This is a genomic window from Microbacterium sp. SSM24 (genome assembly GCF_025989145.1).
GTDB lineage: Bacteria > Actinomycetota > Actinomycetes > Actinomycetales > Microbacteriaceae > Microbacterium.
The window spans coordinates 1-24,337 of the sequence record NZ_JAPDNQ010000001.1 but is presented as its reverse complement, the minus strand read 5'-3'; the positions used below and the strand labels follow the sequence as shown (position 1 = coordinate 24,337).

Annotated in this window: 21 protein-coding genes and 1 riboswitch; of the genes, 17 read left to right on the top strand and 4 right to left on the bottom strand. The window is 69.0% G+C overall.

Going from position 1 to position 24,337, the window contains the following annotated elements:
- Positions 1–8 precede the first annotated feature (8 nt).
- A complete protein-coding gene (locus OL358_RS00105) occupies positions 9–659 on the bottom strand; it encodes an NUDIX hydrolase (RefSeq protein WP_264710187.1) in 651 nt (216 codons plus the stop codon).
- A gap of 201 nt (positions 660–860) precedes the next feature.
- Between OL358_RS00105 and OL358_RS00100 the strand changes: the two genes are divergently transcribed.
- The 4 genes from OL358_RS00100 to gcvP all read left to right on the top strand — a co-directional run bounded on the left by OL358_RS00100 (position 861) and on the right by gcvP (position 6,847).
- Positions 861–2,033 carry a MarP family serine protease gene (locus tag OL358_RS00100; protein ID WP_264707834.1) on the top strand — a complete coding sequence of 391 codons (1,173 nt, stop codon included), beginning with the start codon at positions 861–863 and terminating at the stop codon, positions 2,031–2,033.
- Positions 2,034–2,077: 44 nt separating this feature from the next.
- A riboswitch (glycine riboswitch) is annotated at positions 2,078–2,174 on the top strand.
- A gap of 245 nt (positions 2,175–2,419) precedes the next feature.
- Complete coding sequence (gene gcvT / locus OL358_RS00095; protein ID WP_264707832.1) at positions 2,420–3,544, top strand: glycine cleavage system aminomethyltransferase GcvT; 1,125 nt, start codon at positions 2,420–2,422, stop codon at positions 3,542–3,544.
- Between the two features lie 28 nt (positions 3,545–3,572).
- Positions 3,573–3,956 (top strand): glycine cleavage system protein GcvH, encoded by a 384-nt coding sequence (gene gcvH, locus OL358_RS00090; protein ID WP_264707830.1) that lies wholly within the window; start codon positions 3,573–3,575, stop codon positions 3,954–3,956.
- Positions 3,953–6,847: an aminomethyl-transferring glycine dehydrogenase gene (gcvP, locus tag OL358_RS00085; RefSeq protein ID WP_264707828.1), complete on the top strand. Its 2,895-nt coding sequence runs from the start codon at positions 3,953–3,955 to the stop codon at positions 6,845–6,847. Before gcvH ends, gcvP begins: the two co-directional genes overlap by 4 nt.
- A 63-nt stretch (positions 6,848–6,910) precedes the next feature.
- On the opposite strand, the gene OL358_RS00080 is transcribed toward gcvP, so the two are convergent.
- Positions 6,911–7,693, bottom strand: a complete 783-nt coding sequence (locus OL358_RS00080) for a CPBP family intramembrane glutamic endopeptidase (RefSeq protein WP_413631321.1) — start codon at positions 7,691–7,693, stop codon at positions 6,911–6,913.
- Between the two features lie 214 nt (positions 7,694–7,907).
- On the opposite strand from OL358_RS00080, the gene OL358_RS00075 reads away from it, so the two are divergent.
- From OL358_RS00075 to OL358_RS00065, 3 genes are all read left to right on the top strand, one after another.
- Positions 7,908–9,773 carry an ABC transporter family substrate-binding protein gene (locus OL358_RS00075; RefSeq protein WP_264707827.1) on the top strand — a complete coding sequence of 622 codons (1,866 nt, stop codon included), beginning with the start codon at positions 7,908–7,910 and terminating at the stop codon, positions 9,771–9,773.
- Positions 9,774–10,002: 229 nt separating this feature from the next.
- Positions 10,003–11,538, top strand: coding sequence for an ABC transporter permease (locus OL358_RS00070; protein WP_264707825.1), 1,536 nt, complete (start codon positions 10,003–10,005; stop codon positions 11,536–11,538).
- A gap of 1 nt (position 11,539) precedes the next feature.
- The gene (locus OL358_RS00065; protein ID WP_264707823.1) at positions 11,540–12,736 is read left to right on the top strand and encodes an ABC transporter permease; all 1,197 of its coding nucleotides are present in this window, start codon (positions 11,540–11,542) and stop codon (positions 12,734–12,736) included.
- Here OL358_RS00065 and OL358_RS00060 read toward each other — a convergent pair.
- On the bottom strand, positions 12,727–13,326 hold the full coding sequence (locus OL358_RS00060; protein WP_264707822.1) for a PH domain-containing protein: 600 nt from the start codon (positions 13,324–13,326) through the stop codon (positions 12,727–12,729). The two genes, OL358_RS00065 and OL358_RS00060, sit on opposite strands and share 10 nt — an antisense overlap.
- 53 nt (positions 13,327–13,379) lie before the next feature.
- Here OL358_RS00060 and OL358_RS00055 point away from each other — a divergent pair, with 53 nt between their 5' ends.
- From OL358_RS00055 to ddaH, 10 genes are all read left to right on the top strand, one after another.
- Complete coding sequence (locus OL358_RS00055) at positions 13,380–15,059, top strand: ABC transporter ATP-binding protein (RefSeq protein WP_264707820.1); 1,680 nt, start codon at positions 13,380–13,382, stop codon at positions 15,057–15,059.
- A gap of 112 nt (positions 15,060–15,171) precedes the next feature.
- Positions 15,172–17,082, top strand: coding sequence for a translational GTPase TypA (gene typA, locus OL358_RS00050; RefSeq protein ID WP_264707819.1), 1,911 nt, complete (start codon positions 15,172–15,174; stop codon positions 17,080–17,082).
- A gap of 75 nt (positions 17,083–17,157) precedes the next feature.
- Positions 17,158–17,934, top strand: a complete 777-nt coding sequence (locus tag OL358_RS00045) for an AzlC family ABC transporter permease (protein ID WP_264707817.1) — start codon at positions 17,158–17,160, stop codon at positions 17,932–17,934.
- Positions 17,931–18,245, top strand: coding sequence for an AzlD domain-containing protein (locus OL358_RS00040; RefSeq protein ID WP_264707815.1), 315 nt, complete (start codon positions 17,931–17,933; stop codon positions 18,243–18,245). The genes OL358_RS00045 and OL358_RS00040 overlap by 4 nt, the downstream gene beginning before the upstream one ends.
- A 25-nt stretch (positions 18,246–18,270) precedes the next feature.
- Complete coding sequence (locus OL358_RS00035) at positions 18,271–18,708, top strand: DUF6113 family protein (RefSeq protein ID WP_264707814.1); 438 nt, start codon at positions 18,271–18,273, stop codon at positions 18,706–18,708.
- Between the two features lie 9 nt (positions 18,709–18,717).
- On the top strand, positions 18,718–19,038 hold the full coding sequence (fdxA, locus tag OL358_RS00030; RefSeq protein WP_264707813.1) for a ferredoxin: 321 nt from the start codon (positions 18,718–18,720) through the stop codon (positions 19,036–19,038).
- A gap of 25 nt (positions 19,039–19,063) precedes the next feature.
- Positions 19,064–20,173 (top strand): succinyldiaminopimelate transaminase, encoded by a 1,110-nt coding sequence (gene dapC / locus OL358_RS00025; RefSeq protein ID WP_264707811.1) that lies wholly within the window; start codon positions 19,064–19,066, stop codon positions 20,171–20,173.
- A 182-nt stretch (positions 20,174–20,355) separates the two neighbouring features.
- The gene (locus tag OL358_RS00020) at positions 20,356–21,651 is read left to right on the top strand and encodes a citrate synthase (RefSeq protein ID WP_264707809.1); all 1,296 of its coding nucleotides are present in this window, start codon (positions 20,356–20,358) and stop codon (positions 21,649–21,651) included.
- 53 nt (positions 21,652–21,704) lie between these two features.
- Positions 21,705–22,073 carry an SHOCT domain-containing protein gene (locus OL358_RS00015; protein ID WP_264707807.1) on the top strand — a complete coding sequence of 123 codons (369 nt, stop codon included), beginning with the start codon at positions 21,705–21,707 and terminating at the stop codon, positions 22,071–22,073.
- Between the two features lie 2 nt (positions 22,074–22,075).
- A complete protein-coding gene (ddaH, locus tag OL358_RS00010) occupies positions 22,076–22,837 on the top strand; it encodes a dimethylargininase (protein WP_264710185.1) in 762 nt (253 codons plus the stop codon).
- A 20-nt stretch (positions 22,838–22,857) separates the two neighbouring features.
- Here the strand turns inward: ddaH and dapD are convergent, their stop codons facing one another.
- Positions 22,858–23,814: a 2,3,4,5-tetrahydropyridine-2,6-dicarboxylate N-succinyltransferase gene (dapD, locus tag OL358_RS00005; protein ID WP_264707805.1), complete on the bottom strand. Its 957-nt coding sequence runs from the start codon at positions 23,812–23,814 to the stop codon at positions 22,858–22,860.
- Positions 23,815–24,337 lie beyond the last annotated feature (523 nt).

The following is a 24,337-nucleotide window of genomic DNA, read 5'->3' as shown; positions in this document are numbered from 1 at the left end:
GGCTTCTTTCACTGGCGGACGCCGAGAGGCCCGCGATCGGCGAGCTCGACGTCCTGGTTGTAGCGGTACAGCCGTGCGGGTCGGTGGCTGCCGGTGCGGAAGCGGTCGGTGGGGATCAGCGTGCCCGAGTTCTCGACCTGCCGGCGGAAGTTCGCCGGGTCGAGGCGGCGGTCGAGGATCGATTCGTACACCTCGCGCAGCTGGGCGAGCGTGAACTCGTCGGCGAGCAGGCCGTGCGCGATGCGGCTGTAGCCGACCTTGTTGCGCAGGCGCCAGAGGGCGTAGTCGACGATCTCGTTGTGGTCGAACGCCAGCCGCGGGAGCGTGGCGGCATCGAACCACCGCACGTTCTCGACGCCCTCATCGGGCACCTCGTCCGGCCGGATGAGCGCCCAGTAGACGATCGACACGACGCGCGTGGGGGAGCGGTCGACGGCTCCGAAGGCGTAGAGCTGCTCGAGATAGCTCGGAGCCAGTCCTGTCGTCTCGCCGAGTGTGCGGGATGCCGCGGCATCCAACCCCTCCGCGGTGTCGAGCCAGCCGCCGGGAAGCGCCCACTGACCCTCGTGCGGATCGCGCGTGCGGCGCACGAGCGGCAGCATGACGCGCGAGACGTCGGCGTCTGGCGTGCGACGGAGCGCGAAGATGACCGTCGACACCGCGACGCGCGTCGCGGAGCCGGTGTGCGACTCCTCGGAGTCGACGGTGCTGAGGAAGCTGGTTCTTGTCATGGTGACCTTTACTCGTGGTCCATCTTAGTGTCACTCTGACACGAAGGGCAAACCGGCGGTCGTCACACAGGTTCCTTGCGTACGCTGGCAAGCTCCACAGCCGCTCGCGCAGCCCCCGAGGAGGACACCGTGATCGTCGTCGACGTTCTTCTCCTCGTCCTCCTCGCACTGGGCCTGGCAGCCGGCATCGCCCGCGGGCTCTCGGGGAGCGTGGGCCTCTTCGCAGGACTCGTCCTGGGCGCCGCGGCCGCGTTCTGGCTCATCCCGATCGTCAACGACGCGCTGCCGTCGCAGCAGTGGCGGCCGGCGATCCTGCTCGCCGGCGCCGCCGCCCTCGTGATCGGCGGTGCGGCACTCGGCTCCGCGGCCGGGTCGGCGTTGCGCCGCGGCGTCGACAGGGTGCGTCCGCTGCGAGCCGTAGACCGTGTGCTCGGCGGGGTCGCGGGTGTCGCGGTCGCCGCACTGACGCTGTCGCTCGCCGCGACGAGCGTCGCGGCCACGGGCATGCCCGTCGTCTCGACGGCGCTCTCGTCCTCGTCGGTGCTGCGCACCATCGATCGCCTCACGCCGCCGCCGGTGGCGACAGCGCTCGCGGAGCTGCGCGGCTTCGTGTTCGACGAGGGCCTGCCCGCGCTGGGCGATCTGCTCGACTCGCCGGCGGTCGACATCCCGCCCGTCGACCTCGCCGATCCCGAGCTCGCCACGGCCGCGGCATCCGTCGCCCGTGTGTCGGGCACCGCGTTCTCGTGCGGTCGCAGTTCGACCGGAAGCGGATTCGTCGTGGCGCCGGACAGGATCGTCACCAATGCGCACGTGGTCGCGGGCGTCGAACGTCCTCTCGTCGAGCTGCCCGGAGTCGCCGCGCGGGAGGGGCGCATCGTCTACTTCGACCCGATCGACGATCTCGCCGTGATCGCCGTCGACGGGCTCGGCGTCGCGCCGCTCCCGTTCGCCACGACGCTCCCTGCGGGGTCGCCGGCGGTCGTGCAGGGGTATCCGCTGGGCGGCCCGTTCACGATGGTCGAGGCCGGTGTGCTGTCGGCGGGCACGGTGCCGATCCCCGACATCTACGACGAGAGCGCCGCGCCGCGGGAGATCTACGACCTGCGCGCGGCGGTGCGTCCCGGGAACTCGGGCGGACCGCTGCTCACCGAGGACGGCGCCGTCGCAGGAGTGGTGTTCGCGAGGGCGGAGGACGACGCGGAGCGCGGGTACGCGATGACCATGGCGGAGCTGACGCCCGTGGCAGCGCAAGCACCGTCGCTGACCGATCAGGTCCCGTCCGGTCGCTGCATCGGCTGACCCGCGCGCGACCGCTATGCTGGCACGGCAAGTCAATACGGCCAACGACCCGTGCGGGAGAGCCTCGGCAGCAGTCACGCCGAGCACCGAAGGAGCAAGCCTCCCCGCCAATCTCTCAGGTACGCGTACCGCAGGGGCCCGGCCGACTCTGGAAAGCGATTTCGAGCGAAGCAAGAAATCGGGTTGAGGTAGGCGGCCCAGCTGCCGCATCGAAACCTGCCAGGTGAGGGGAGCGCTCCGCGTCTCCACCGTCATCCGCTCGTGATCCGCCGAAGGTGAAAGCGCACTGCTCCCCGTGGAGCAGCGCGCGAAGCTCTCAGGCCCATGACAGAGGGGGAGTTCCAAGACGCCGTCCGGCGTCTGCCCGACCACGACCGGGAGAACTCATGACAGACCCCCGCACGACTCCGCTGCACGAGCGCCACACCGCACTCGGCGCCTCCTTCACCGATTTCGGCGGCTGGTCCATGCCGGTGCGGTACAGCTCCGACCTCGCCGAGCATCACGCCGTGCGCACCGCGGCCGGCATCTTCGACATCTCCCACATGGCGGAGTTCTTCGTCGACGGTCCCGACGCCGGCGCGTTCCTCGACTACGCGCTGGCCGGGCGCCTGTCGACGCTCGTCGACGACCAGGCGAAGTACAGCCTGGTGCTGGATGCCGACGGCGGCATCGTCGACGATGTCATCGTGTACCGCTACCGCGAGGATCGATTGATGGTGGTGGCCAACGCCGGCAACCGTGAGGCCGTCGCCGAGGCGCTCGCCGAGCGTGCACTCTCGTTCGACGTCGAGGTGGACGACGCGACCGAGCGCATCGCGCTGATCGCCGTGCAGGGACCCGTGTCGCAGGCGATCCTCGAGGCGACACCCGAGATCGGCGATCTCGCGGCTCCGCTCGACGCGCTCCGCTACTACCGCATGACCCACGCGCGGTTCACCGCTCCGGGAGAGGACCCGGTCGCGATCGACATCGGACGCACCGGGTACACCGGCGAAGACGGCTTCGAGCTCTACGTCCCGGCCGCGTCGGCCGCTGCCGTGTGGGACGCGCTGCTGCGCGCGGGCGAGCCGCTCGGACTCGTGCCCGCGGGCCTCGCCTCGCGCGACACGCTGCGCTTGGAGGCGGGGATGCCGCTCTACGGCCACGAGCTCTCGCGCGACATCGTTCCCGCCCAGGCGGGCCTCGGACGAGTCGTCGCCGTCGACAAGGAGGACTTCATCGGTCGCGCCGGGCTCTCGGCCGTCGTCGCGGCCGACGCTCCCGTCCTCGTCGGCCTCGTGTCCGACGGCAAGCGCGCCGGACGCGCCGGATACGCCGTGCTCCACGGTGACGACGTCGTGGGCGAGGTCACCAGCGGTGCGCTGAGCCCCACGCTCGGGCATCCGATCGCGATGGCCTTCGTGTCGCCGTCCGCTGCCGAGCCCGGCGCCGTGCTCCACCTCGATGTGCGGGGGACCAGGATCCCCGCCACCGTGACCGCCCTTCCCTTCTACCGTCGCGCCAAGTGACCGACACCCGCACCCACCGGAGGATCACATGATCGATCTCAACAGCCTCAAGTACACCGCCGAGCACGAGTGGATCGCCCTCGACGGCGACGTCGCCACCGTCGGCATCACCGACTACGCCGCCGACAAGCTGGGCGACGTGGTGTTCGTCGAGCTCCCCGCCGTGGACTCCGGCGTGTCGGCCGGCCAGGTCTGCGGTGAGATCGAGTCGACGAAGTCGGTCGGTGAGCTCTACGCCCCGCTGACGGGCGACGTCGTCGGCGCCAACGAGGCGGTCGTCGACGACCCGTCGCTGGTCAACTCCGACCCGTTCGGCGACGGCTGGCTCATCAAGCTCAAGGTCGACCCGGCCGCGGTCGCCGACCTCCTCGATCGCGACGCGTACGTCGCGCTCACCGGCGGCGACGCATGACGGGCGCGTTCGCCGCGCGACACATCGGGACGGATGCCTCGGCTCAGCGCATCATGCTCGACGCCCTGGGCTACGACTCGGTCGATGCCCTCGTCCGTCGGGCGGTGCCGGCATCCATCCACGTCGCCGCCCGTGAGACGAGCGACATCCCGCCCGCCGCCACCGAGGCGGAGGCGCTCGCCGAGCTGCGGCTCCTCGCGTCGCAGAACCGGGTCGCGCGCCCCATGATCGGGCTCGGGTACTACGACACCTTCACGCCGTCGGTGATCGCGCGCAATGTGCTCGAGAACCCGTCGTGGTACACGGCCTACACGCCGTACCAGCCCGAGATCTCGCAGGGGCGGCTCGAGGCGCTCATCAACTTCCAGACGATGGTGACCGACCTCACCGGGCTCGAGACGGCCAACGCCTCGATGCTCGACGAGTCGACCGCCGTCGTGGAGGGCATGCTCGTCGCCCGACGCGCCTCGAAGTCCGCGTCGAACGTTTTCCTCGTCGACGCCGACGCGCTGCCGCAGACGAAGGCGCTCCTGGAGCACCGTGCCGCGGCCGTGGGCATCGAGCTGCACTACACCCCCTACGATCAGTCACCCCCGCCGGCTGACATCGACGTGTTCGGGGCGTTCGTGCAGTACCCGGGTGCGACCGGGCGCGTGTGGGATCCGTCCGAGGTCGTCTCCGCGGTGCACGCCCAGGGCGGGCTCGTCGTCGTGGCCGCCGATCTCCTCGCCCTCACGCTCCTGCGCTCGCCCGGTTCGTTCGGCGCCGATGTCGCCGTCGGCACCACGCAGCGCTTCGGCGTGCCGCTCGGCTTCGGCGGTCCGCACGCCGGCTACATGGCCGTGCGCGCAGGCCTCGAGCGCCAGCTCCCCGGCCGCCTCGTGGGTGTGTCGCAGGATGCCGTCGGGCACCCCGCGTACCGTCTCGCGCTGCAGACCCGCGAGCAGCACATCCGTCGCGAGAAGGCGACCTCGAACATCTGCACGTCGCAGGTGCTGCTGGCCGTCATGGCCTCGATGTACGCGGTCTACCACGGACCCGACGGGCTGAGGGCGATCGCCACCGACGTCGCGAAGAAGGCCGAGGCGCTCGCCGGGGTGCTGCGGTCCTACGGACTCACCCTCGCCTCCGACTCGTTCTTCGACACGCTGCGGGTGCGCGTGCCGGGATCCGCGCGGCGCGTGGTCGAGCGAGCCCGGGAGCGGGGCTTCCAGCTGTTCTGGGCCGACGACGCATCGGTCGGGGTCTCGGTCGACGAGACCACGACGGCCGACGACCTCGCTGCGGTCGCATGGGCCTTCGGACTGCCCGAGGGCGAGTTCCTCGGTGCGGGCGAGCAGGGGGAGCGCACGGTGCCCTTCGGCGATGCTCAGCCTCTCGCCGGCGTGCCCGCCTCGCTGTCGAGGGTCGAGGAGTTCCTCACCCACCCGGTGTTCAACTCCCATCGCTCCGAGACGGCGATGATGCGCTACCTGAAGCAGCTGTCGGACCGTGACTACGCGCTCGATCGCGGCATGATCCCGCTGGGATCGTGCACGATGAAGCTCAACGCGGCGACCGAGATGGCGGCGGTGTCGTGGCCGGAGTTCTCGCGCGTGCATCCGTTCGCCCCCGAGGCCGACGTGCACGGCTACCTCGCCCTCATCGAGCAGCTCGAAGTGTGGCTTGCGGAGGTCACCGGCTACGACGCGGTGTCGCTCCAGCCCAACGCGGGATCGCAGGGCGAGCTCGCCGGGCTCATGGCCATCCGCGGCTACCACCGTGCCAACGGCGACCTCGAGCGCACCGTCTGCCTCATCCCGTCCTCGGCGCACGGGACGAACGCGGCCTCGGCGGTGCTGGCGGGCATGAAGGTGGTCGTCGTCGCGTGCGACGACCAGGGCAATGTCGACCTCGGGGATCTGCGGGCGAAGATCGCCGCACACGCCGCCGAGCTCGCCGCGCTCATGATCACCTACCCGTCGACGCACGGCGTGTACGAGCACGACGTGCTCGAGATCACGCAGTCCGTCCACGACGCGGGCGGTCAGGTGTACGTCGACGGCGCGAACCTCAACGCCCTCCTCGGCTACGCGCGTTTCGGCGACCTGGGCGGCGATGTCTCGCACCTCAACCTGCACAAGACGTTCGCGATCCCGCACGGCGGCGGCGGACCGGGCGTCGGCCCGGTCGCGGCGAAGGCGCACCTCGCGCCGTACCTGCCGTCGCACCCGCTCTCGCAGCGCAAGGACCACCCGGGCGGCGTCTTCGACGGGGGACCGATCTCTGCGGCGCCGAACGGCTCCGCCGGCATCCTCCCCATCTCGTGGGCGTATGTGCGCATGATGGGGGCGGAGGGGCTGCGGGATGCCACGGCCGCCGCCGTCCTCTCGGCGAACTACATCGCGTTCCGTCTGCGTGACCACTATCCGGTGCTGTACACGGGCGACGGCGGGCTCGTCGCGCACGAGTGCATCCTCGATCTGCGGCCCCTGCGCGAGGCGACGGGCGTGACGGTCGACGACGTGGCCAAGCGCCTCATCGACTACGGATTCCACGCGCCGACGATGTCGTTCCCCGTCGCGGGCACCCTCATGGTCGAACCCACCGAGTCCGAGGATCTCGGCGAGATCGAGCGCTTCATCGAGGCGATGATCGCGATCAAGGCCGAAGCGGACGCGGTGGCGGCGGGCGAATGGTCCGCGGACGACAACCCCCTCGTGAACGCGCCGCACACGGCGGAGTCCGTGGTGGCGGGGGAGTGGGCCCACCCGTACTCGCGAGAGCGGGCGGTGTATCCCGTCCATGCCCTGGTGCGCACGAAGTACTGGCCGCCGGTGCGCCGGATCGACCAGGCGTACGGCGACCGCAACCTGGTGTGCGCGTGCCCGCCGATCGAGGCCTTCGCGTAGCGCGGCCGAGGTGACGGATGCCGCGGCCCCGGCATCCGTCGCCTCGACCCACCCGCTCGCGGGTTACGCGCTCGGCGAGGGTGTCGGGGTCGGCGAAGGCGCGGGCGGTGCGAAGATCCCCGGCCAGAGCGCAGCGGCCAGCGGATAGCCGACGAACGCGACGACATCGATCAGCGTGTGCGCGATGACGAGCGGCATGACGCGGCCCCAGCGGCGATAGCACCATCCGAAGACCACGCCCATCGCGAAGTTGCCCACCATCGCCGGGAACCCCTGATACGCGTGGTAGGCCGCGCGCAGCCCGGCCGTCGCGAGGATGATCGACCAGCTGCCCCAGCCGAGTCGGCGCAGGCGGTCGAACAGGTACCCGATGAAGATGACCTCCTCGGTGAGCCCGGCGCGCAGCGCGGCGAGCAGGAGGAGGGGGATCGTCCACCACGACGTGTCGAGGGGAGACGCCTGGACCAGCACCGACAGCCCGAGCGCCCGCCCGAGCGCGTAGAGGGCGAGTCCGGGGATGCCGATCACGGCCACCAGCGCGAGGCCGCGGCCGAGGTCGCCGCCGAACCGGCGGAAGTCCAGGCCGATGCGCTGGAACGCGGACTTTCCGGGCTCCCACAGCAGGAAGATCGCGAGCGCCACGGGAACGAGCCCGAACCCCTGCGCGAGGAACTGGTAGAGCACATCCCAGAACTCCTCGGCGCCGGCCGACGGGTTCAGCGACGTCTGCTGATCGCCGAGGGATTCCTCGCGCGTGAGCGCCTGGATGAGCCCCAGGACGGCGTAGATCGCGGAGCGTCCGACGGACAGCAGGAGGACGAGGGCGATCTCCCACCTGAGGCGCACCCTCGTCGCACGATCTATGGGGCCTGTGTCGGGCAGATTCCCAGACGCGAAAGCTTGCACGTTGTCAGATTGTCACACCCGCGTAGCGTTGAGTTAAGGATATGTAACGGTTTGCTGTTCTGTTTTGCCTTGTTCGCACGCCGTGCTTAGTGTGTCCGTGTCCGTGTCCAGAGCTGCCACAGGCTGGGCACTCAACCCTTGCACAGGAGGAAATGTGAAGATCGCGCGTCTTTTGGCGGGCGTGGGTGTCGTCGCGGCGGGAGCTATCGTGCTCTCCGGTTGTGGCAACCCATACCAGTCTGAGGTCGTGGAGGGCACCGAGATCACCACCGCGTACAACTCGGGCTTTTTCCACTTCAACGACGACAGCTCGGCCGGCAACAACACGGCCAACGGCAATGTCAAGTACATGACCGACACGAGCTTCTCGTACTACAACAACACGCCTGAGCTGGTGCGCAACACCGACTTCGGCTCGTACGAGAAGACCAGCGACGACCCGCTGACCGTGAAGTACACCATCACCGCTGACGCGGTGTGGTCCGATGGCGTGCCGATCGACGAGGCCGACATGCTCCTCCAGTGGGCTGCGATGTCGGGCAACGTCAACGAGGCGTTCTCGCCCGCTGCCAGCACCGGCTACAGCCTGGTCACCGAGACGCCGGAGACCGGCGACAAGGAGATCACGTTCGTCTACGACGAGCCGTACGTGGACTGGGAGCTCGTCGGACCGCTGGGCGTTTCGGCCCACGGAACCTACGCGCTCGCCTTCCCGGACGAGTACTCCGACGTCCAGGCCGCGTACGACACGTGGAAGGACTCGGACGACGAGGCCGACTTCACCAAGTACACGGACGCCGCGAAGAAGTTCGCGGAGACCGCCAAGGAGAAGGTCGTCGACGCGATCACCTCGGGCGACGAAGAGGTTCTCGCGGCGCTCGGCGACGCGTGGAGCAACGCCTACGGCTACACGACGCTTCCCGACAGCCCCGCAGCGGCGCTGACGAGCGGCCCGTACATCGTCGACGACATCGTCGAGGACCAGTACATCTCGATCGCCGCGAACCCGCTGTTCACGTGGGGTCCCTCGCCGAAGTTCGAGAAGATCACGGTCCGCACGATCGCCGACTCGACCACCGCGCTCCAGGCTCTGGAGTCCGGCGAGCTCGACATCTGGTCGGGTCAGCCCACGGCTGACATCCTCCAGCTGGCCAACGAGATCGACACCGCCACGGTGCAGACCGGTGTGCAGGCTTCGCACGAGCACGTCGACCTCACGGTCAACAACGGCGGCCCGTTCGACCCGGCCACCTACGGTGGGGACGAGGAGAAGGCTCTTAAGGTTCGCCAGGCGTTCCTGAAGACCGTCCCCCGTCAGGAGATCGTCGACAAGATCATCAAGCCGCTGAACCCCGAGGCCGAGGTCCGCAACACGAACCTCGTGTCGCAGGCTGACGTCGAGCGCTACCCGATCCTGACCGAGACCAACGGTTCGGCCGACTACGCAGAGGTCGACATCGACGGCGCCAAGGCGCTGCTCGCCGAGGCCGGCGTGACCGGTCCGGTCGAGGTGGGCTTCTGGTACCCCGAGGGCAACGTCCGTCGTGGCCAGGAGTACGAGCTGATCTCGGCTTCGGCCGCTCTGGCCGGCTTCCAGCTGGTCGACGAGAGCGAGCCCGACTGGGTCTTCACCGACCCGTCCGTCGAGCCGATCAACCCGCACGACGCCACGCTGTTCGCCTGGTCGCAGACCAGCCTGGCCGTGGGTGGATCCGACCAGATCTACGCCTGCTACGACGACCCGATGGCCAAGGGCGGCAACTACAACGCGTTCTGCTCCGAAGAGGTCACCGAGGCCCTTCACACGCTGAACGTCACGTCGGACTACGACGCTCAGACCGACCTGCTCGAGCAGGCCGAGGCGGGCATCTGGGCTGACGCCGTCACTCTGCCGATCTTCCAGTTCCCGGGTCTGCTGGTCAACAGCGACAAGGTGACCGAGGTCAAGGAGATGCCCCTGAGCCCGGACTACTTCTGGAACTTCTGGGAGTGGACCCCGGTGGGCGCCGGCGCGGAGTAATCCCCGTCGCAGTCGGGGTGGGCGGTTCGCCGTCCACCCCGACTGAACGAACATCACGAAACTGTGGGTGCCGAGGCGAACCCTTGGCACCCACAGTCATGTCCGATCGGGAACAGGCCGCACAGACACGTGCCTCCCAGTTCCCCACGTAGTAGTTTTGGGGCGCCGTACCGGCGCACCGGGACGGACGTAGAATCATGACCTCAGCCCCATATCCGAGAGGGCTTCAGTGCTGACCTTCATCCTTCGACGACTCGGCGCCATTCTGCTGGTGCTCCTCGTCGCCTCGTTCATCGTCTACACCCTGACGGCGATCACGGCAGATCCGCTGCGCGACCTCAAGGGCAGCAACGCCCCGAACCGCCAGGAGATGATCGACAACCGCATCGAGCTGCTGCAGCTCAACGTGCCGATCGTGGCCCGCTACTTCATCTGGCTCGCAGGTGCGGCGAAGTGCTTCATCGGCCAGTGCGACCTCGGCGTCGCGTACAGCCGCAGTAACCAGCCGGTGGTAGAGGCGCTGTCGGCGGCCGCGGCATCCACCATTCAGCTGGTCACCGCGGCGACCATCGTGGCCATCATCTTCGGCCTCACGATCGGCATCCTGACGGCTCTGCGCCAGTACAGCGGCTTCGACTACTCGGTGACGTTCCTGACGTTCATCGTCTACTCGCTCCCCATCTTCTGGGTCGCGGTCCTCCTCAAGGAGTACGGCGCGATCCGCTTCAACGAGTTCCTGTCGGATCCGGTCGTGTCGATCCAAGCGATCCTCATCACAGGGCTCATCTGGGGTGTGATCCTGATGGCCATCATCGGCGGGTCTTGGAAGAAGCGCCTCATCACGTTCGCCTCCGCCTTCGTTGCCACCGGCGGCCTGCTCGCGCTGCTCGGCGCCACCGGCTGGTTCACCACTCCCACGATCGGCATCGTCGGCGTCATCATCACCGGCATCGGTGCCGCCGTGGGCGTGACGGCCCTGTCGACGGGTCTCGCGAACCGCCGCACCCTGTACTCGTCGCTCATCGTCGTGGGTGTGTGGGCCGCGCTGTACTTCCCGATCCAGTACCTGTTCTTCTACGTCCCGACGGGCTGGATGCTGTTCCTCGTGGGGCTGGTCGCCATCGGCATCGGCGTCGGCGTCGGCTTGCTCGTGGGTGGGGACGGCAAGAAGGAAGCCGCCCGCACGGCGGCGATCGTGAGCTTCATCACGTACTTCGTGATCGTCGTGGACCGCGTGATGCTCGTCTACCCGGCCTACGTCGACCGCATCCCGCAGAGCGGCGTCATCGCGACGATCGGATCCAAGACCCCCGGCCTGCAGGGCGACATGTGGTTCCAGATCCTCGACGGCTTCGCGCACCTCGTGCTGCCCACCATCGCGCTGGCGCTCGTCTCGATCGCGGCCTACACGCGGTACTCCCGCGCGAGCCTCCTCGAGGTCATGAACCAGGACTACGTCCGCACCGCGCGGGCGAAGGGTCTCACCGAGCGCACGGTGGTCATGCGCCACGCGATGCGCAACGCGCTCATCCCGATCGCGACGATCATCGCGTTCGACATCGGCGCGCTGATCGGCGGCGCGGTCATCACCGAGACGATCTTCGCGTGGAAGGGCATGGGCGCACTGTTCGTCGATGGCCTTGACCACGGTGACGTCAACCTCGTCATGGGCTTCTTCGTCGTGACCGGTGTTCTCGCAGTGACCTTCAACCTGATCGCCGATCTTCTGTACTCCGCCCTCGACCCCCGAATCCGGGTGAGCTGACATGACGACCACGACTCCCATCGACGCGCCGCAGGATCGCGGCAGCGAGCAGTCCATCGAGCAGAAGGCCGTCGCGGGCCTCAGCCAGGGCGCACTGGTCCGCCGGCGGTTCTTCCGCCACGCGGGCGCCATGGCTGCCCTCGTCGTGCTGATCCTCGTGATCATCCTGGCGTTCACCTCGGTCGGCACCGTCATCGGCGGAACCGGCAAGCTCCAGGCTTCCGGCGACGGAACGCTCGACATCAACGGCTTCCGCATCCCCGGATGGTGGCCGCTGGACTGGTGGACGAGCTATCCGATCGTCAACGGCGGCCAGCCGACGCTGACGTTCTTCCCGTTCGCAATGGGCGAGCATCCGTTCGGCCAGGACACCCTGGGCAAGGACGTCTTCGCCCAGGTCATGCGGGGCACGCAGCAGTCGATCACCGTCATGTTCCTCGTCGGCATCGTGTCGCTGGTCCTCGGCGTGCTCTTCGGCGCACTGTCCGGCTTCTTCCGCGGCTGGGTCGACTCGCTGATCATGCGCTTCACCGACGTGATCATCATCATCCCGATCATCGTGATCGGCTCGATCATCGGAAAGCTGCTCGGCACGAGCAGCGCCATCGTCTTCGGACTCTTCCTCGGCATCCTGAGCTGGACGGGCCTGGCGCGACTCGTGCGCGGCGACTTCCTGTCGCTGCGAGAACGCGAGTTCGTGGATGCCGCGCGGGTCGCGGGTGCGAGCAACGGCCGGATCATCTTCCGCCACATCCTGCCCAACGCGGTCGGCGTCATCATCGTCAACACGACGCTGCTGATGAGCGCGGCCGTGCTGATCGAGGCGGCGCTGAGCTTCATCGGCTTCGGCATCAAGCCGCCGGACGTGTCGCTCGGCCAGATCATCAGCGAGTACCGCGAGGCCTTCCGCACGCGGCCGTGGCTGTTCTGGTGGCCGGGTCTGTTCATCGTCATCCTGGCGCTGTGCATCAACTTCATCGGCGACGGCCTGCGCGACGCCTTCGACCCGCGTCAGCAGGGCAAGGTCAGCCGCCGCAAGTCGAACCGGGCCGTCGCGGCGATCCCCTCGGCGCAGGCCGTGATGATCGTCGAGGGCCCGACGTCGGGAGACGACGAGCCGTACATGGACTCGTTCAGCGGCGGAGCGCTCCCGGAGCCGCCAGCGGTCGACGAGCGCCGGAAGGACGATCAGTCGTGAGGCGCCGCGAGAGCCAGCACGGCGGCCGCGATGAGCACGGCCGTCACGCCGATCACCACGACGTTGAGCGTCGACGCGGTGCCGCCCGGCGTCGTGTCGCCGCCGGCGCGGCGGTACTGATCGAGTCCCCGACGGACGAGCGCGGCCGCGTCGCCGCTGGGAGTGCCCTCGGCGTCTCCCGGACGGCGGTAGTCGCCCTCACCGGGCGTGCCGGCCACCTCTTCGCGGCGCGTCGCCATCGCCTGGCGGATGCCGGGCGCGGGCGCGGCCCATGCGCGGATGCTGCGGCCCCCGGCCGTGTGGACCGTGAGGGCGTAGCGCGAGTCGACGTCGACGACGTCGCCCCACGGCACGCGATGGGTGCGGAAGACGTTCACGATCTCGACGAAGCCTTCGTTGACGAGCACGTGCGGATGGATGTAGACCGCCCAGGCGAGCCACGCGACGAGGACGATCGGCCAGGCCCAGACGATGAGGCTGGGCACACCGTCCGTGAGGGCGACGAAGACCAGGCCGAGGGCGCAGAGAGCGATCGCCGCCCAGGCGACGATCTGGCCGCCGCGCGGACGGAAAGTGACCGGTTCGGGCATCTGCCCATCCTGACACGGGAGAGCGACCGATGAGCATGAAGGAGGGTGCCCGCATGCGCGGACACATCCCGCAGGACGGCGGCCCCGTGCTGTCCGTCAAGGATCTCGGCGTGGAGTTCTGGGTCGGCGGCCAGTGGGCCGCCGCGGCCAAGCACGTCACGTACGACCTCATGCCGGGCAAGGTGCTCGCCATCGTCGGCGAGTCCGGTTCGGGCAAGAGCACGAGCTCGATGGCGATCATGGGCCTGCTGCCCAAGAACGCGCGCATCACGGGCAGCGCGGTGCTGGCCGGCCGCGAAGTGGTCGGAGCTCGGCCCGAGGTCCTCCGTCAGGTGCGCGGCGAGGGCATCGCGGCGATCTTCCAGGAGCCGATGACGGCCCTCAACCCGGTCTACACGATCGGCTTTCAGATCTCCGAGACGATCCTGACCCACCGTCCCGGCATGACGCGCAAGCAGGCCAAGGCGCGCGCGATCGAGCTCCTCGGCCTCGTCGAGATGCCCGACCCCACGAAGGCGTACAACTCGTACCCGCACCAGCTGTCGGGCGGTCAGCGCCAGCGTGCCATGATCGCGCAGTCGATCTCGCTCGACCCCCGCGTGCTGATCGCCGACGAGCCGACGACGGCGCTCGATGTGACGGTGCAGGCCGAGATCCTCGATCTGCTGCGCCATCTGCACCAGAAGCTCGACTCGGCGATCATCCTGATCACGCACGACATGGGCGTCGTGGCCGACATGGCCGACGACGTCATGGTGATGAAGGACGGCGACGTCGTCGAGCACGGCACGGCCGAGCAGCTGTTCACCGCACCCGAGCACCCGTACACGAAGGCCCTCATGGCCTCCGTGCCGCATCTGGGTCTGGGCACGGCGGTCGCGGACGTCGAATCCGAGCGCGACCACGCCACGGCGGCGCTCCTGCTCGACAACGTGTCGATCGAGTACCCCAAGCGCGGCCGCGTGCCCGCGTTCCGGGCCGTGTCCGAGGCATCGCTCTCCATCCAGCCCGGTGAGGTCGTCGGCCTCGTGGGGGAGTCCGGTTCGGGCAAGACCACGATCGCCCGCGCCATCGTGGGCCTCGTCCCGATCGCGGAGGGAACCCTCCGCGTCGCCGGACAGGAGATGGTCGGCGTCGACGCCAAGCAGCTGCGCGCCGTGCGCCGCAAGCTCGGAATCGTGTTCCAGGATCCCGGCTCGTCGCTCAACCCGCGCTGGCCGGTCGGCCAGTCGATCGGCGAGCCGCTCGAGCTGGACGGTCGTGCCCGCAAGGAGATCACCACTCGCGTGACCGAGCTGCTCGACATGGTGGAGCTGCCGCGCGACTTCCGCAACCGCTACCCGCACGAGCTGTCGGGCGGTCAGCGCCAGCGCATCGGCATCGCCCGCGCGCTCGCACTCGATCCGAAGGTCCTCGTCGCCGACGAGCCGACGAGCGCGCTCGACGTGTCGGTGCAGGCACGCGTGCTGGAGCTCTTGCAGAACATCCAGAAGGAGCAGCAGTTCGCGACGCTGTTCGTGACGCACGACCTCGCCGTCGTTGACCTGCTGGCCGACCGCATCGTCGTGATGCAGCACGGCAAGATCGTGGAGCAGGGCTCGAAGGAGCAGATCCTCCGCAACCCGCAGGACCCGTACACGCAGCGACTCCTCGCAGCCGTGCCGGTGCCCGACCCGGCCGAGCAGCGCGTGCGGCGCGAAGCCCGTGCCGCGCTTCTCGCCGCGCAGGACTGACACCACCGCGAAGCGGCCTGGGGGTTCCGACCCTCAGGCCGCTTTCGGTTGCCTGCGATAGGCTGTGGATGCCGGCATCCCGGCCCTCTCCACTTTCGCAAGGATTTCTTTCATGGCGCGCGCCCTCCGTCCTGACCTCCGCAACGTCGCGATCGTCGCGCACGTCGACCACGGCAAGACCACTCTCGTCGACGCCATGCTCCGCCAGACCGGCTCGTTCGGCTCGCACGAGCACCTGGAAGAGCGTGCGATGGACTCGAACGACCTGGAGCGCGAAAAGGGCATCACGATCCTCGCCAAGAACACGGCGATCACGTACAACGGCGCGCACACCGAGGTGCCGGTGACGATCAACGTCATCGACACCCCCGGTCACGCGGACTTCGGCGGCGAGGTCGAGCGCGGCCTCTCGATGGTCGACGGCGTCGTGCTGCTCGTCGATGCGAGCGAGGGTCCGCTCCCGCAGACCCGGTTCGTGCTGCGCAAGGCCCTCGAGGCGAAGCTCCCCGTCATCCTTCTGGTCAACAAGACCGACCGTCCCGACGCTCGCATCGCCGAGGTCGAGGAAGAGGCGCACGATCTGCTGCTCGGCCTCGCGTCCGACCTCCACGAGGACGTGCCGGACCTCGATGTCGACGCGCTGCTCGACGTGCCGGTCGTCTACGCGTCCGGACGCGCCGGCGCCGCTTCGCGCACGCGTCCGGCCAACGGCGACCTGCCCGACAACGACGACCTCGAGCCGCTGTTCGAGGCGATTCTCGAGCACGTCCCCGCCCCCGCGTACGACGACGAGGCGCCCCTGCAGGCCTGGGTCACCAACCTCGACTCGAGCCCGTTCCTCGGCCGCCTCGCGCTGCTGCGCGTCTTCAACGGCACCCTCAAGAAGGGTCAGACGGTCGCCTGGGTGCGCGCCGACGGCACGACGAGCAACGCCCGTATCACCGAGCTGCTCAAGACCCGCGCGCTCGAGCGCTACCCTGCGGAGTCCGCAGGCCCCGGCGACATCGTCGCCATCGCCGGCTTCGACGACATCACGATCGGCGAGACGATCGCCGACCCCGAGGACGTCCGGCCGCTGCCGCAGATCCACGTCGACGATCCCGCGATCTCGATGACGATCGGCACGAACACGAGCCCTCTCGTCGGCAAGGTCAAGGGCCACAAGCTGACCGCCCGCATGGTCAAGGACCGTCTCGACCGCGAGCTGATCGGCAACGTCTCGCTCAAGGTCGTCGACATCGGACGCCCCGACGCGTGGGAGGTGCAGGGCCGTGGCGAGCTGGCCCTCGCGATCCTCGTCGAGAACATGCGCCGCGAGGGCTTCGAGCTCACCGTCGGCAAGCCGCAGGTGGTCACCAAGAAGGTCGACGGCAAGACCTTCGAGCCCTTCGAGCACCTGACGATCGACGCCCCCGAGGAGTACCTGGGCGCGATCACCCAGCTGCTCGCCGCGCGCAAGGGCCGCATGGACAACATGACCAACCACGGCACCGGCTGGGTGCGGATGGAGTTCATCGTCCCCTCGCGCGGCCTGATCGGCTTCCGCACCGAGTTCCTCACCACGACCCGCGGCACCGGCATCGCCAACGCGATCTCGCACGGCTACGAGCCGTGGGCGGGCCACATCGTGACGCGTCAGAACGGCTCGATCGTCGCCGACCGCTCCGGAGTGGTGACGCCCTTCGCGATCATCGCGCTGCAGGAGCGCATGTCGTTCTTCGTGCAGCCGACGCAGGAGGTCTACGAGGGCATGGTCATCGGCGAGAACTCGCGCGCCGACGACATGGACGTCAACATCACCAAGGAGAAGAAGCTCACCAACATGCGCTCCTCCACCTCGGACTCGTTCGAGTCGATGACGCCGCCCCGGCAGCTGTCGCTGGAGGAGAGCCTCGAGTTCGCGCGCGACGACGAATGCGTCGAGGTCACGCCCGAGATCGTGCGCATCCGCAAGGTGAACCTCGACGCGACCGAGCGAGCCCGCGCGACCGCGCGCCTCAAGCGCCAGGACGCCAACGCCTGATCGTGGCAGGCATCGTGCCACCGATGTCCGACCGGCACGGATGCCGCGTCGGTCGGCGTCGGTAGCATCGAACGAGTGACCCTCGACCCGCACTTCGACGCAGCGCACAGCGCGGGAGAGGCCCGACGCGCCGCGCGCGAAGGCCTCGGCGTCGCGCTGGCGACGAGTGCATACGGAATATCCTTCGGGGCTCTGGCGGTCGCATCCGGTCTCGACGTCTGGCAGACGTGCGTGATGAGCCTGCTGATGTTCACCGGGGGCTCGCAGTTCGCGTTCGTCGGGGTGGTCGGTGCCGGCGGTCTCGCCGCGGCGCCCGCCGCGATCGCGTCGGCCGCGCTGCTGGGCGTGCGCAACGTCGCCTACGGCATGCGGATGTCGCCGGTCATCGGTCGCGGATTCTGGCGCCGGGCGGCGGCGGCGCAGTTCACGATCGACGAGTCCACCGCGGTATCGCTGGCGCAGCAGACCCGCCACGCGCGCACCGTCGGCTTCTGGGTGACGGGGATCGGCATCTACGTCGGCTGGAACCTCTCGACGCTCGCCGGCGCGCTCCTCGGGGACGTGCTGGGTGATCCGCGCGCCTATGGACTGGATGCCGCGGCCGCGGCCGCCTTCCTCGCCCTGCTGTGGCCCCGGCTCCGCCGTCGCCAGCCGATCGTCGTCGGCATCGCCGCGGCAGCGATCGCGACCATCCTCACGCCCGTGCTCATGCCCGGTCTGCCCGTCATCATCGCCGCGACGGTCGCGGTGGTCGTGGGGTGGCTGAACTGGCTCGGGAGCGACGATGACGCCGCGGGGCGCACCGATGGGGGCGAGCCCGACGACGTCGCCGAACGGGAGGGGCTGCCGTGACGATGTGGACCGCCCTGCTCATCGCATCGATCATCTGCGTCCTGCTGAAGACCATCGGCTACCTCATCCCTCCGAAGTGGGTCGAGGCTCCGCGGCCGATGCGGATCGCCGATCTGCTCACGGTGGCGCTTCTCGCCGCGCTCGTGGCCGTGCAGACGCTGGGGGCCGGCCAGGCGATCGTCGTCGACGCGCGAGTGCCGGCGGTCCTCGTGGCAGCCGGACTCCTGCTGCTGCGCGCTCCCTTCCTGGCCGTCGTCGCGGCAGCGGCCGTGACGGCGGCCCTGCTGCGACTGTGGGGCTGGGCGGCCTGACAGCGTGCGCCGGTAGAGTCGTCGGGTGCGCTCCTCCCTCCCCGCCCGTATCGGAACGTGGGTCGTAGCCCTGCTCGTCGGCGCCGTATACGGCCTGGCCGGCACCATCGCACATGGGTACGAGCTGGGCTGGTTCCCCCTCGGCCTCGTGCTCGCCCTGATCGGCTGCGCGGCGCTCCTCGTCTCGGTGAGATTGCTCACCGCCGACCGCTGGGCGGCGCTGGCCACCGGCCTCGGGATGATGGCATCGACGCTCGCCTTCTCGGGCAAGGGGCCCGGCGGTTCCGTGATCGTCCCCGAAGGGCCGCTCGGCACCGTCTGGACGATTGCGCTCCCGGTGGTCGTCGCGATCGTCGTGGCGTGGCCGGAGAACCTCGGGACGACGCCGGCGGGGCACGCGGCATCCGCTTCTCCCGCCGCCGACGAGCCGGTGCACGGCACCTCCGGCGAAGGACGCAACTAGACTGACACCGTGACGTATGTGATCGCTCTTCCCTGTGTGGACGTCAAGGACCGCGCCTGTATCGACGAGTGCCCGGTCGACTGCATCTACGAGGGCGAGCGCTCGCTGTACATCCACCCCGACGAGTGCGTGGACTGCGGCGCGTGCGAGCCGGTGTGCCCGGTGGAAGCCATCTACTACGAAGACGACCTGCCCGACGAGTGGCAGGACTACTACAAGGCCAACGTCGAGTTCTTCGACGACGTGGGATCGCCCGGCGGTGCCGCAAAGGTCGGCGTGATCCACAAGGACCACCCCGTCATCGCCGCGCTCCCGCCGCAGGCCCCGTGATCGTCGCCATCGAGGAGGCACGCTGATGGGCGTCGCCGATCTCGCCGACTACCCGTGGGATGCCGTCGCGCCGTACGCGGCCCGCGCCCGCCTTCACCCCGACGGCCTGGTCGATCTGTCGATCGGCTCGCCCGTCGATGAGACTCCGGCCGTCGTCGCCGATGCTCTGAAATCGGCGACCGATGCCCACGCGTACCCGCAGACGGTGGGCACTCCGGCGCTGCGCGCCGCGATCGCCGACTGGTACGCGCGTCGGCGCGGCGTGCGCGATCTCACGCCCGACCACGTTCTTCCGACGGTCGGGTCCAAGGAGCTGGTGGCGCTCCTGCCGCTGCTGCTCGGACTCGGTCCTGGCGACATCGTCGTCCACCCCCGCGCCGCCTACCCCACATACGAGGTGGGTGCCCGGCTCGTCGGTGCGACTCCGGTCGCCGCGGACGACCCCGCCGTGTGGCCTGAGGGCACCCGTCTGGTGTGGGTGAACTCGCCGGGCAATCCCGACGGGAGCGTGCTCGACGTCGATGACCTCCGCGCCGCGGTGTCGCGCGCCCGGGAGCTCGGAGCCGTGCTCGCTTCCGACGAGTGCTACGCGGAACTCGGCTGGGATGCGCCGTGGGACGCGGAGCCCATTCCGTCCGCGCTCGATCCTCGCGTCACGCAGGGCGACCTCACCGGCGTGCTGTCGGTGTACTCGCTGAGCAAGCAGTCGAACCTCGCGGGGTACCGCGCCGCGTTCCTCGCCGGGGATCCGGCTCTGATCGCCCGCCTGGTGACTGCGCGCAAGCACCTCGGCCTCATGCTGCCCGCACCCGTGCAGGCGGCGATGATCGCCGCGCTCGGCGACGACGTCCATGTCGCCGCGCAGAAGGAGCTCTATCGCCGCCGCCGCGCGACTCTCAAGCCCGCGCTCGAGTCCGCCGGCTTCCGCGTCGACGCGAGCGAGGCCGGGCTCTACCTGTGGGCCACCGAAGGCCGCGACGCGTGGGACAGTCTCGACAGGCTCGCGAGTCTGGGCATCCTGGCCGGTCCCGGGCACTTCTACGGCACCCACTTCCCGCAGCACGTCCGGTTGTCGCTGACGGCGCGGGACGAGCGCGTGGCCGCTGCCGCCGCACGGCTTCACGCCGCTTCGTGAGGATTCCTCCAGCGGATGCCGCGACCCTTTGGAGGTGTCCGCAGTAGGCGTGCGCGCACACTAGGCTGTAGGCACGCGGCGGCGCGGCATCTCCGTCCCCGCTGCCGTCCATAGTGAACGCGCCACGCGCGTCGCGAGGCGGACGACACCCCCGGCACGACCAGAAATCGCGAGGAGGCGCCGTGAGCGACGCAGGCACCCAGCAAGACAAGGCCACCCTCACGATCGGCGGCAGGACCGCCGAATTCCCGGTGCTCCTCGGCACCGACGGGGCTCCGAGCATCGACATCTCGACGTTCACCCGCCAGACCGGTCACACCGCCCTGGACTACGGCTTCGTCAACACCGCAGCGACCAAGTCGGCGATCACCTACATCGACGGCGATCAGGGCATCCTCCGCTACCGCGGGTACCCGATCGAGCAGCTTGCCAAGAACAGCACCTACCTCGAGGTGGCGTGGCTGCTCCTCTACGGCGAGCTGCCGACGGCCGATGAACTCGCGGCGTTCGATGACCGCATCCGCCACCACACGCTGCTGCACGAAGACCTCAAGCGCTTCTTCTCTGCCCTTCCTCACACGGCGCACCCGATGTCGGTGCTCTCGTCAGCGGTGTCCGCGCTCTCGACGTACTACGAGAACGAGTCCGATCCGAACAACCCCGAGCACGTCGAGCTCAACACCATCCGCATGCTCGCGAAGCTTCCGGTGATCGCGGCGTACGCGCACAAGAAGAGCATCGGGCAGGCATTCCTGTACCCCGACAACTCGCTCGGCTTCGTCGACAACTTCCTCAAGCTCAACTTCGGCGTCCTCTCCGAGGTGTACGAAGTGAATCCGGTCATGTCGCGCGCGCTCGAGCGGCTCCTGATCCTGCACGAGGACCACGAGCAGAACGCGTCGACCTCGACGGTGCGCCTCGTCGGCTCGACGGGCGCGAACCAGTTCTCGTCCATCTCGGCGGGGATCAACGCCCTGTACGGTCCGCTTCACGGCGGCGCCAACGAGGCTGTGCTCGACATGCTCGCGCGCATCCGCGACTCGGGCGAGAGCGTGCAGCGCTTCGTCGAGCGCGTGAAGAACAAGGAAGACGGCGTCAAGCTCATGGGCTTCGGCCACCGGGTCTACAAGAACTACGACCCGCGCGCGAAGCTGGTGAAGGAGTCCGCCGACGAGGTGCTCGAGGCTCTGGGAGTGAGCGACCCGCTTCTCGATCTCGCCAAGCAGCTCGAAGAGATCGCGCTCAACGACGACTACTTCCGGGAGCGCCGTCTCTACCCGAACGTCGACTTCTACACCGGCGTCATCTACAAGGCGATGGGCTTCCCGACGCGCATGTTCACCGTGCTCTTCGCGATCGGCCGTCTTCCCGGCTGGCTCGCGCAGTGGCGCGAGGCCGCGAACGACCCGCAGGCGAAGATCGGCCGCCCGCAGCAGCTCTACACCGGTGCGGGGGAGCGCCACTACCCGGGGATCTGAGCCGACGGCGCAGGCTCGCTGGCGGCGCGCGTGCGCGCGGCTAGGGTGTGGTCATGGTGAGCCATGACTTCATCCCTCCCGGCGATCCGGGCTTCGGCGATCCGGGTATCCCCGCCGGGTTCTCGGCGATCTTCACGCTGATCGTCGTCATCATCCTGGTGGGCGTCGGCTTCTCGGTGTTCATCGGCATCCGCAAGTACCTGCTCATCAAGCGAGCGGGCCACGATCCTTTCACCGTCGACGCCGCGCTTGCTGCCAGGGTGCTCAACAGCGACATGCTGCGCCCGGGCACCGCCACCGACGATGCGGCGCCGGCGAAGACCCTCGAGCAGCGTCTGGCCGACGTCGATGCCCTCCACGAGCGCGGCGTCATCTCCGATGCCGAGCGCACGGCCGCGCGGGCCGCGATCCTGGCGGGGTGAGGATGCCTCGGCTTCTCGTTCGTCGTCCCTCGCCCCGGCTCGCCGAGGGCGAGCTGACCCACCTCGACCGCGTACCCATCGACCCCGCGCTCGCGCAACGCCAGTGGGAGGACTACGTCGACGTGTTCCGCGCGCGCGGCTGGGACATCATCGAGGTCGAGCCCGTCGATGCGCAGCCCGACGGAGTCTTCGTCGAGGATGCGCTGGTGATGTTCGGCGACCTGGCGGTCCTGTGTCGGGCCGGCGCGGCGTCGCGGCGGGGGGAGTCCGCCTCCGTCGAGGCTGCGGTCGCAGCATCCGGTGTCCTCTCCGCGCGCATCGAGGAACCGGGGACGCTCGACGGCGGCGACGTGCTCAAGGTCGGGCGCACCGTGTACGTCGGCGCCTCATCGCGCTCGAACGCCGCCGGTATCGCGCAACTGCGCGCGCTGCTCGCACCGCGCGGCTGGACGGTCGTCGAGGTGCCCGTCACCAAGGTGCTGCACCTCAAGAGCGGGGTGACGGCGCTGCCAGACGGCACGGTGGTGGGTTTCGCGCCGCTCGTCGATGACACCGCAGCATTCCCGGCGTTCCTCGAGATTCCCGAGGAGCACGGGACCGCGGTCGTCGTTCTCGACGACAGCACGGTCCTGATGTCGGCGGATGCTTCCGAGACGGCGGAGCTCTACCGATCGCGGGGCCTCGAGGTGATCACCACCCCGGTCTCCGAGTTCGAGAAGCTCGAGGGCTGCGTCACCTGTCTTTCGGTCCGCGTCCGAGACTGAAACTGGCTGCGGCCGGGGATTCAGGCGTGGAGGGCCTCGTTGAGAGTGACGCCGACGCCCGCGCGGCGGACGGCCTCGATGGCTCCCGTGAGCGAGTTCCGACGGAACAGGACGCCGTTCTGCCCGGAGAGCTGCGCTCCCTTGACCGTGGCCGGCGTGCCGTCGGGGTGCCGTGGTTCGTCAGCGAGCACGACCTTCGAGCCGGCGGTGACGTAGAGCCCGGCCTCGACGATGCAGTCGTCGCCGAGCGAGATGCCGATCCCCGCGTTGGCACCGAGGAGGGTGCGCGCACCGACGGACACCTTGTGGGTTCCGCCGCCCGACAGAGTTCCCATGATCGACGCGCCTCCGCCGATGTCACTGCCGTCGCCGACGACGACGCCCTGTGAGATGCGGCCCTCCACCATGCTCTGGCCGAGCGTGCCCGCGTTGAAGTTGACGAAGCCTTCGTGCATCACGGTCGTGCCGGGGGAGAGGTACGCCCCGAGCCGCACGCGGGACGCGTCCGCGATGCGCACACCTGGGGGCGAGACGTAGTCGAGCAGGCGCGGGAACTTGTCGAGCCCCTGCACCTGGATCCCCTCGCGTACGAGGAAAGGCCGCAGTCGCGTGAGCGTGTCGGGGTGCATGGGTCCGGCGTTGGTCCACGCCACCGTCGGAAGGTGCCCGAAGATGCCGTCGAGGTTGATCTCGTTCGGCGCGAAGAGGCGATGGGAGAGTGCGTGCAGGCGCAGGTACGCGTCTGCCGTGGAGGTCGGCGCCGCCTCGACGTCGATCTCGACGGCGACGATGTCGATGGACACGGCCCGGCGGGCGTCCGGAACGGCGAGCCGCTCGAGCTCGTCCGGCGGCATCGCCGGATCGAAGCCGAGGGGGATGTGGCCGATCTCGGGGGACGGGTACCACGCATCCAGCACGGTCCCGTCTTCAGCCGTCGTTGCGAGGCCGACGCCCCAGACCCATCGTTCGTCGCTCATGCCCTCCACGGTAGTGCCGACGCCGTGGAGTCGTCGGCGACGTTGCACGTCATGACGACGGGGGAGGCGCCGGATGCCGCGCCCCGGGAATAGGGATGGATCAGGCCCTCCCCGCAGCGTCCCCACGCCGCGTCAGGACACGACACGCCCGGGATGTCGCCCCGATTCGACGGAAGCGGCGCCGTCACGTAATGTTCTTGTTGTTCGCCCCACAGGGAAGCGGAGAGGCCGAGAGCCTCGACCCCCTCAAGTGGCGGACCACCTCCCTTCCACTCACCTCATTGAGGTGATCGACCTCCGGGTCTAGAATGGGAGTCTTCCCCTCGGAACACGGGTCATCGACCGTGGCCGTTGGACCTCTCAGGTCCTCGGCGCGTCGGATTGACACGGAGATCGAGGCGGATAAGATTGTGAAGTTGCCCTGCTGGGCTGGCTGTGAGGCTGGTTGGTGGGTGCGTCCGATCCTTGAGAACTCAACAGCGTGCACTTGTCAAATGCCAAATAACCTCGTCGACCATCTTTT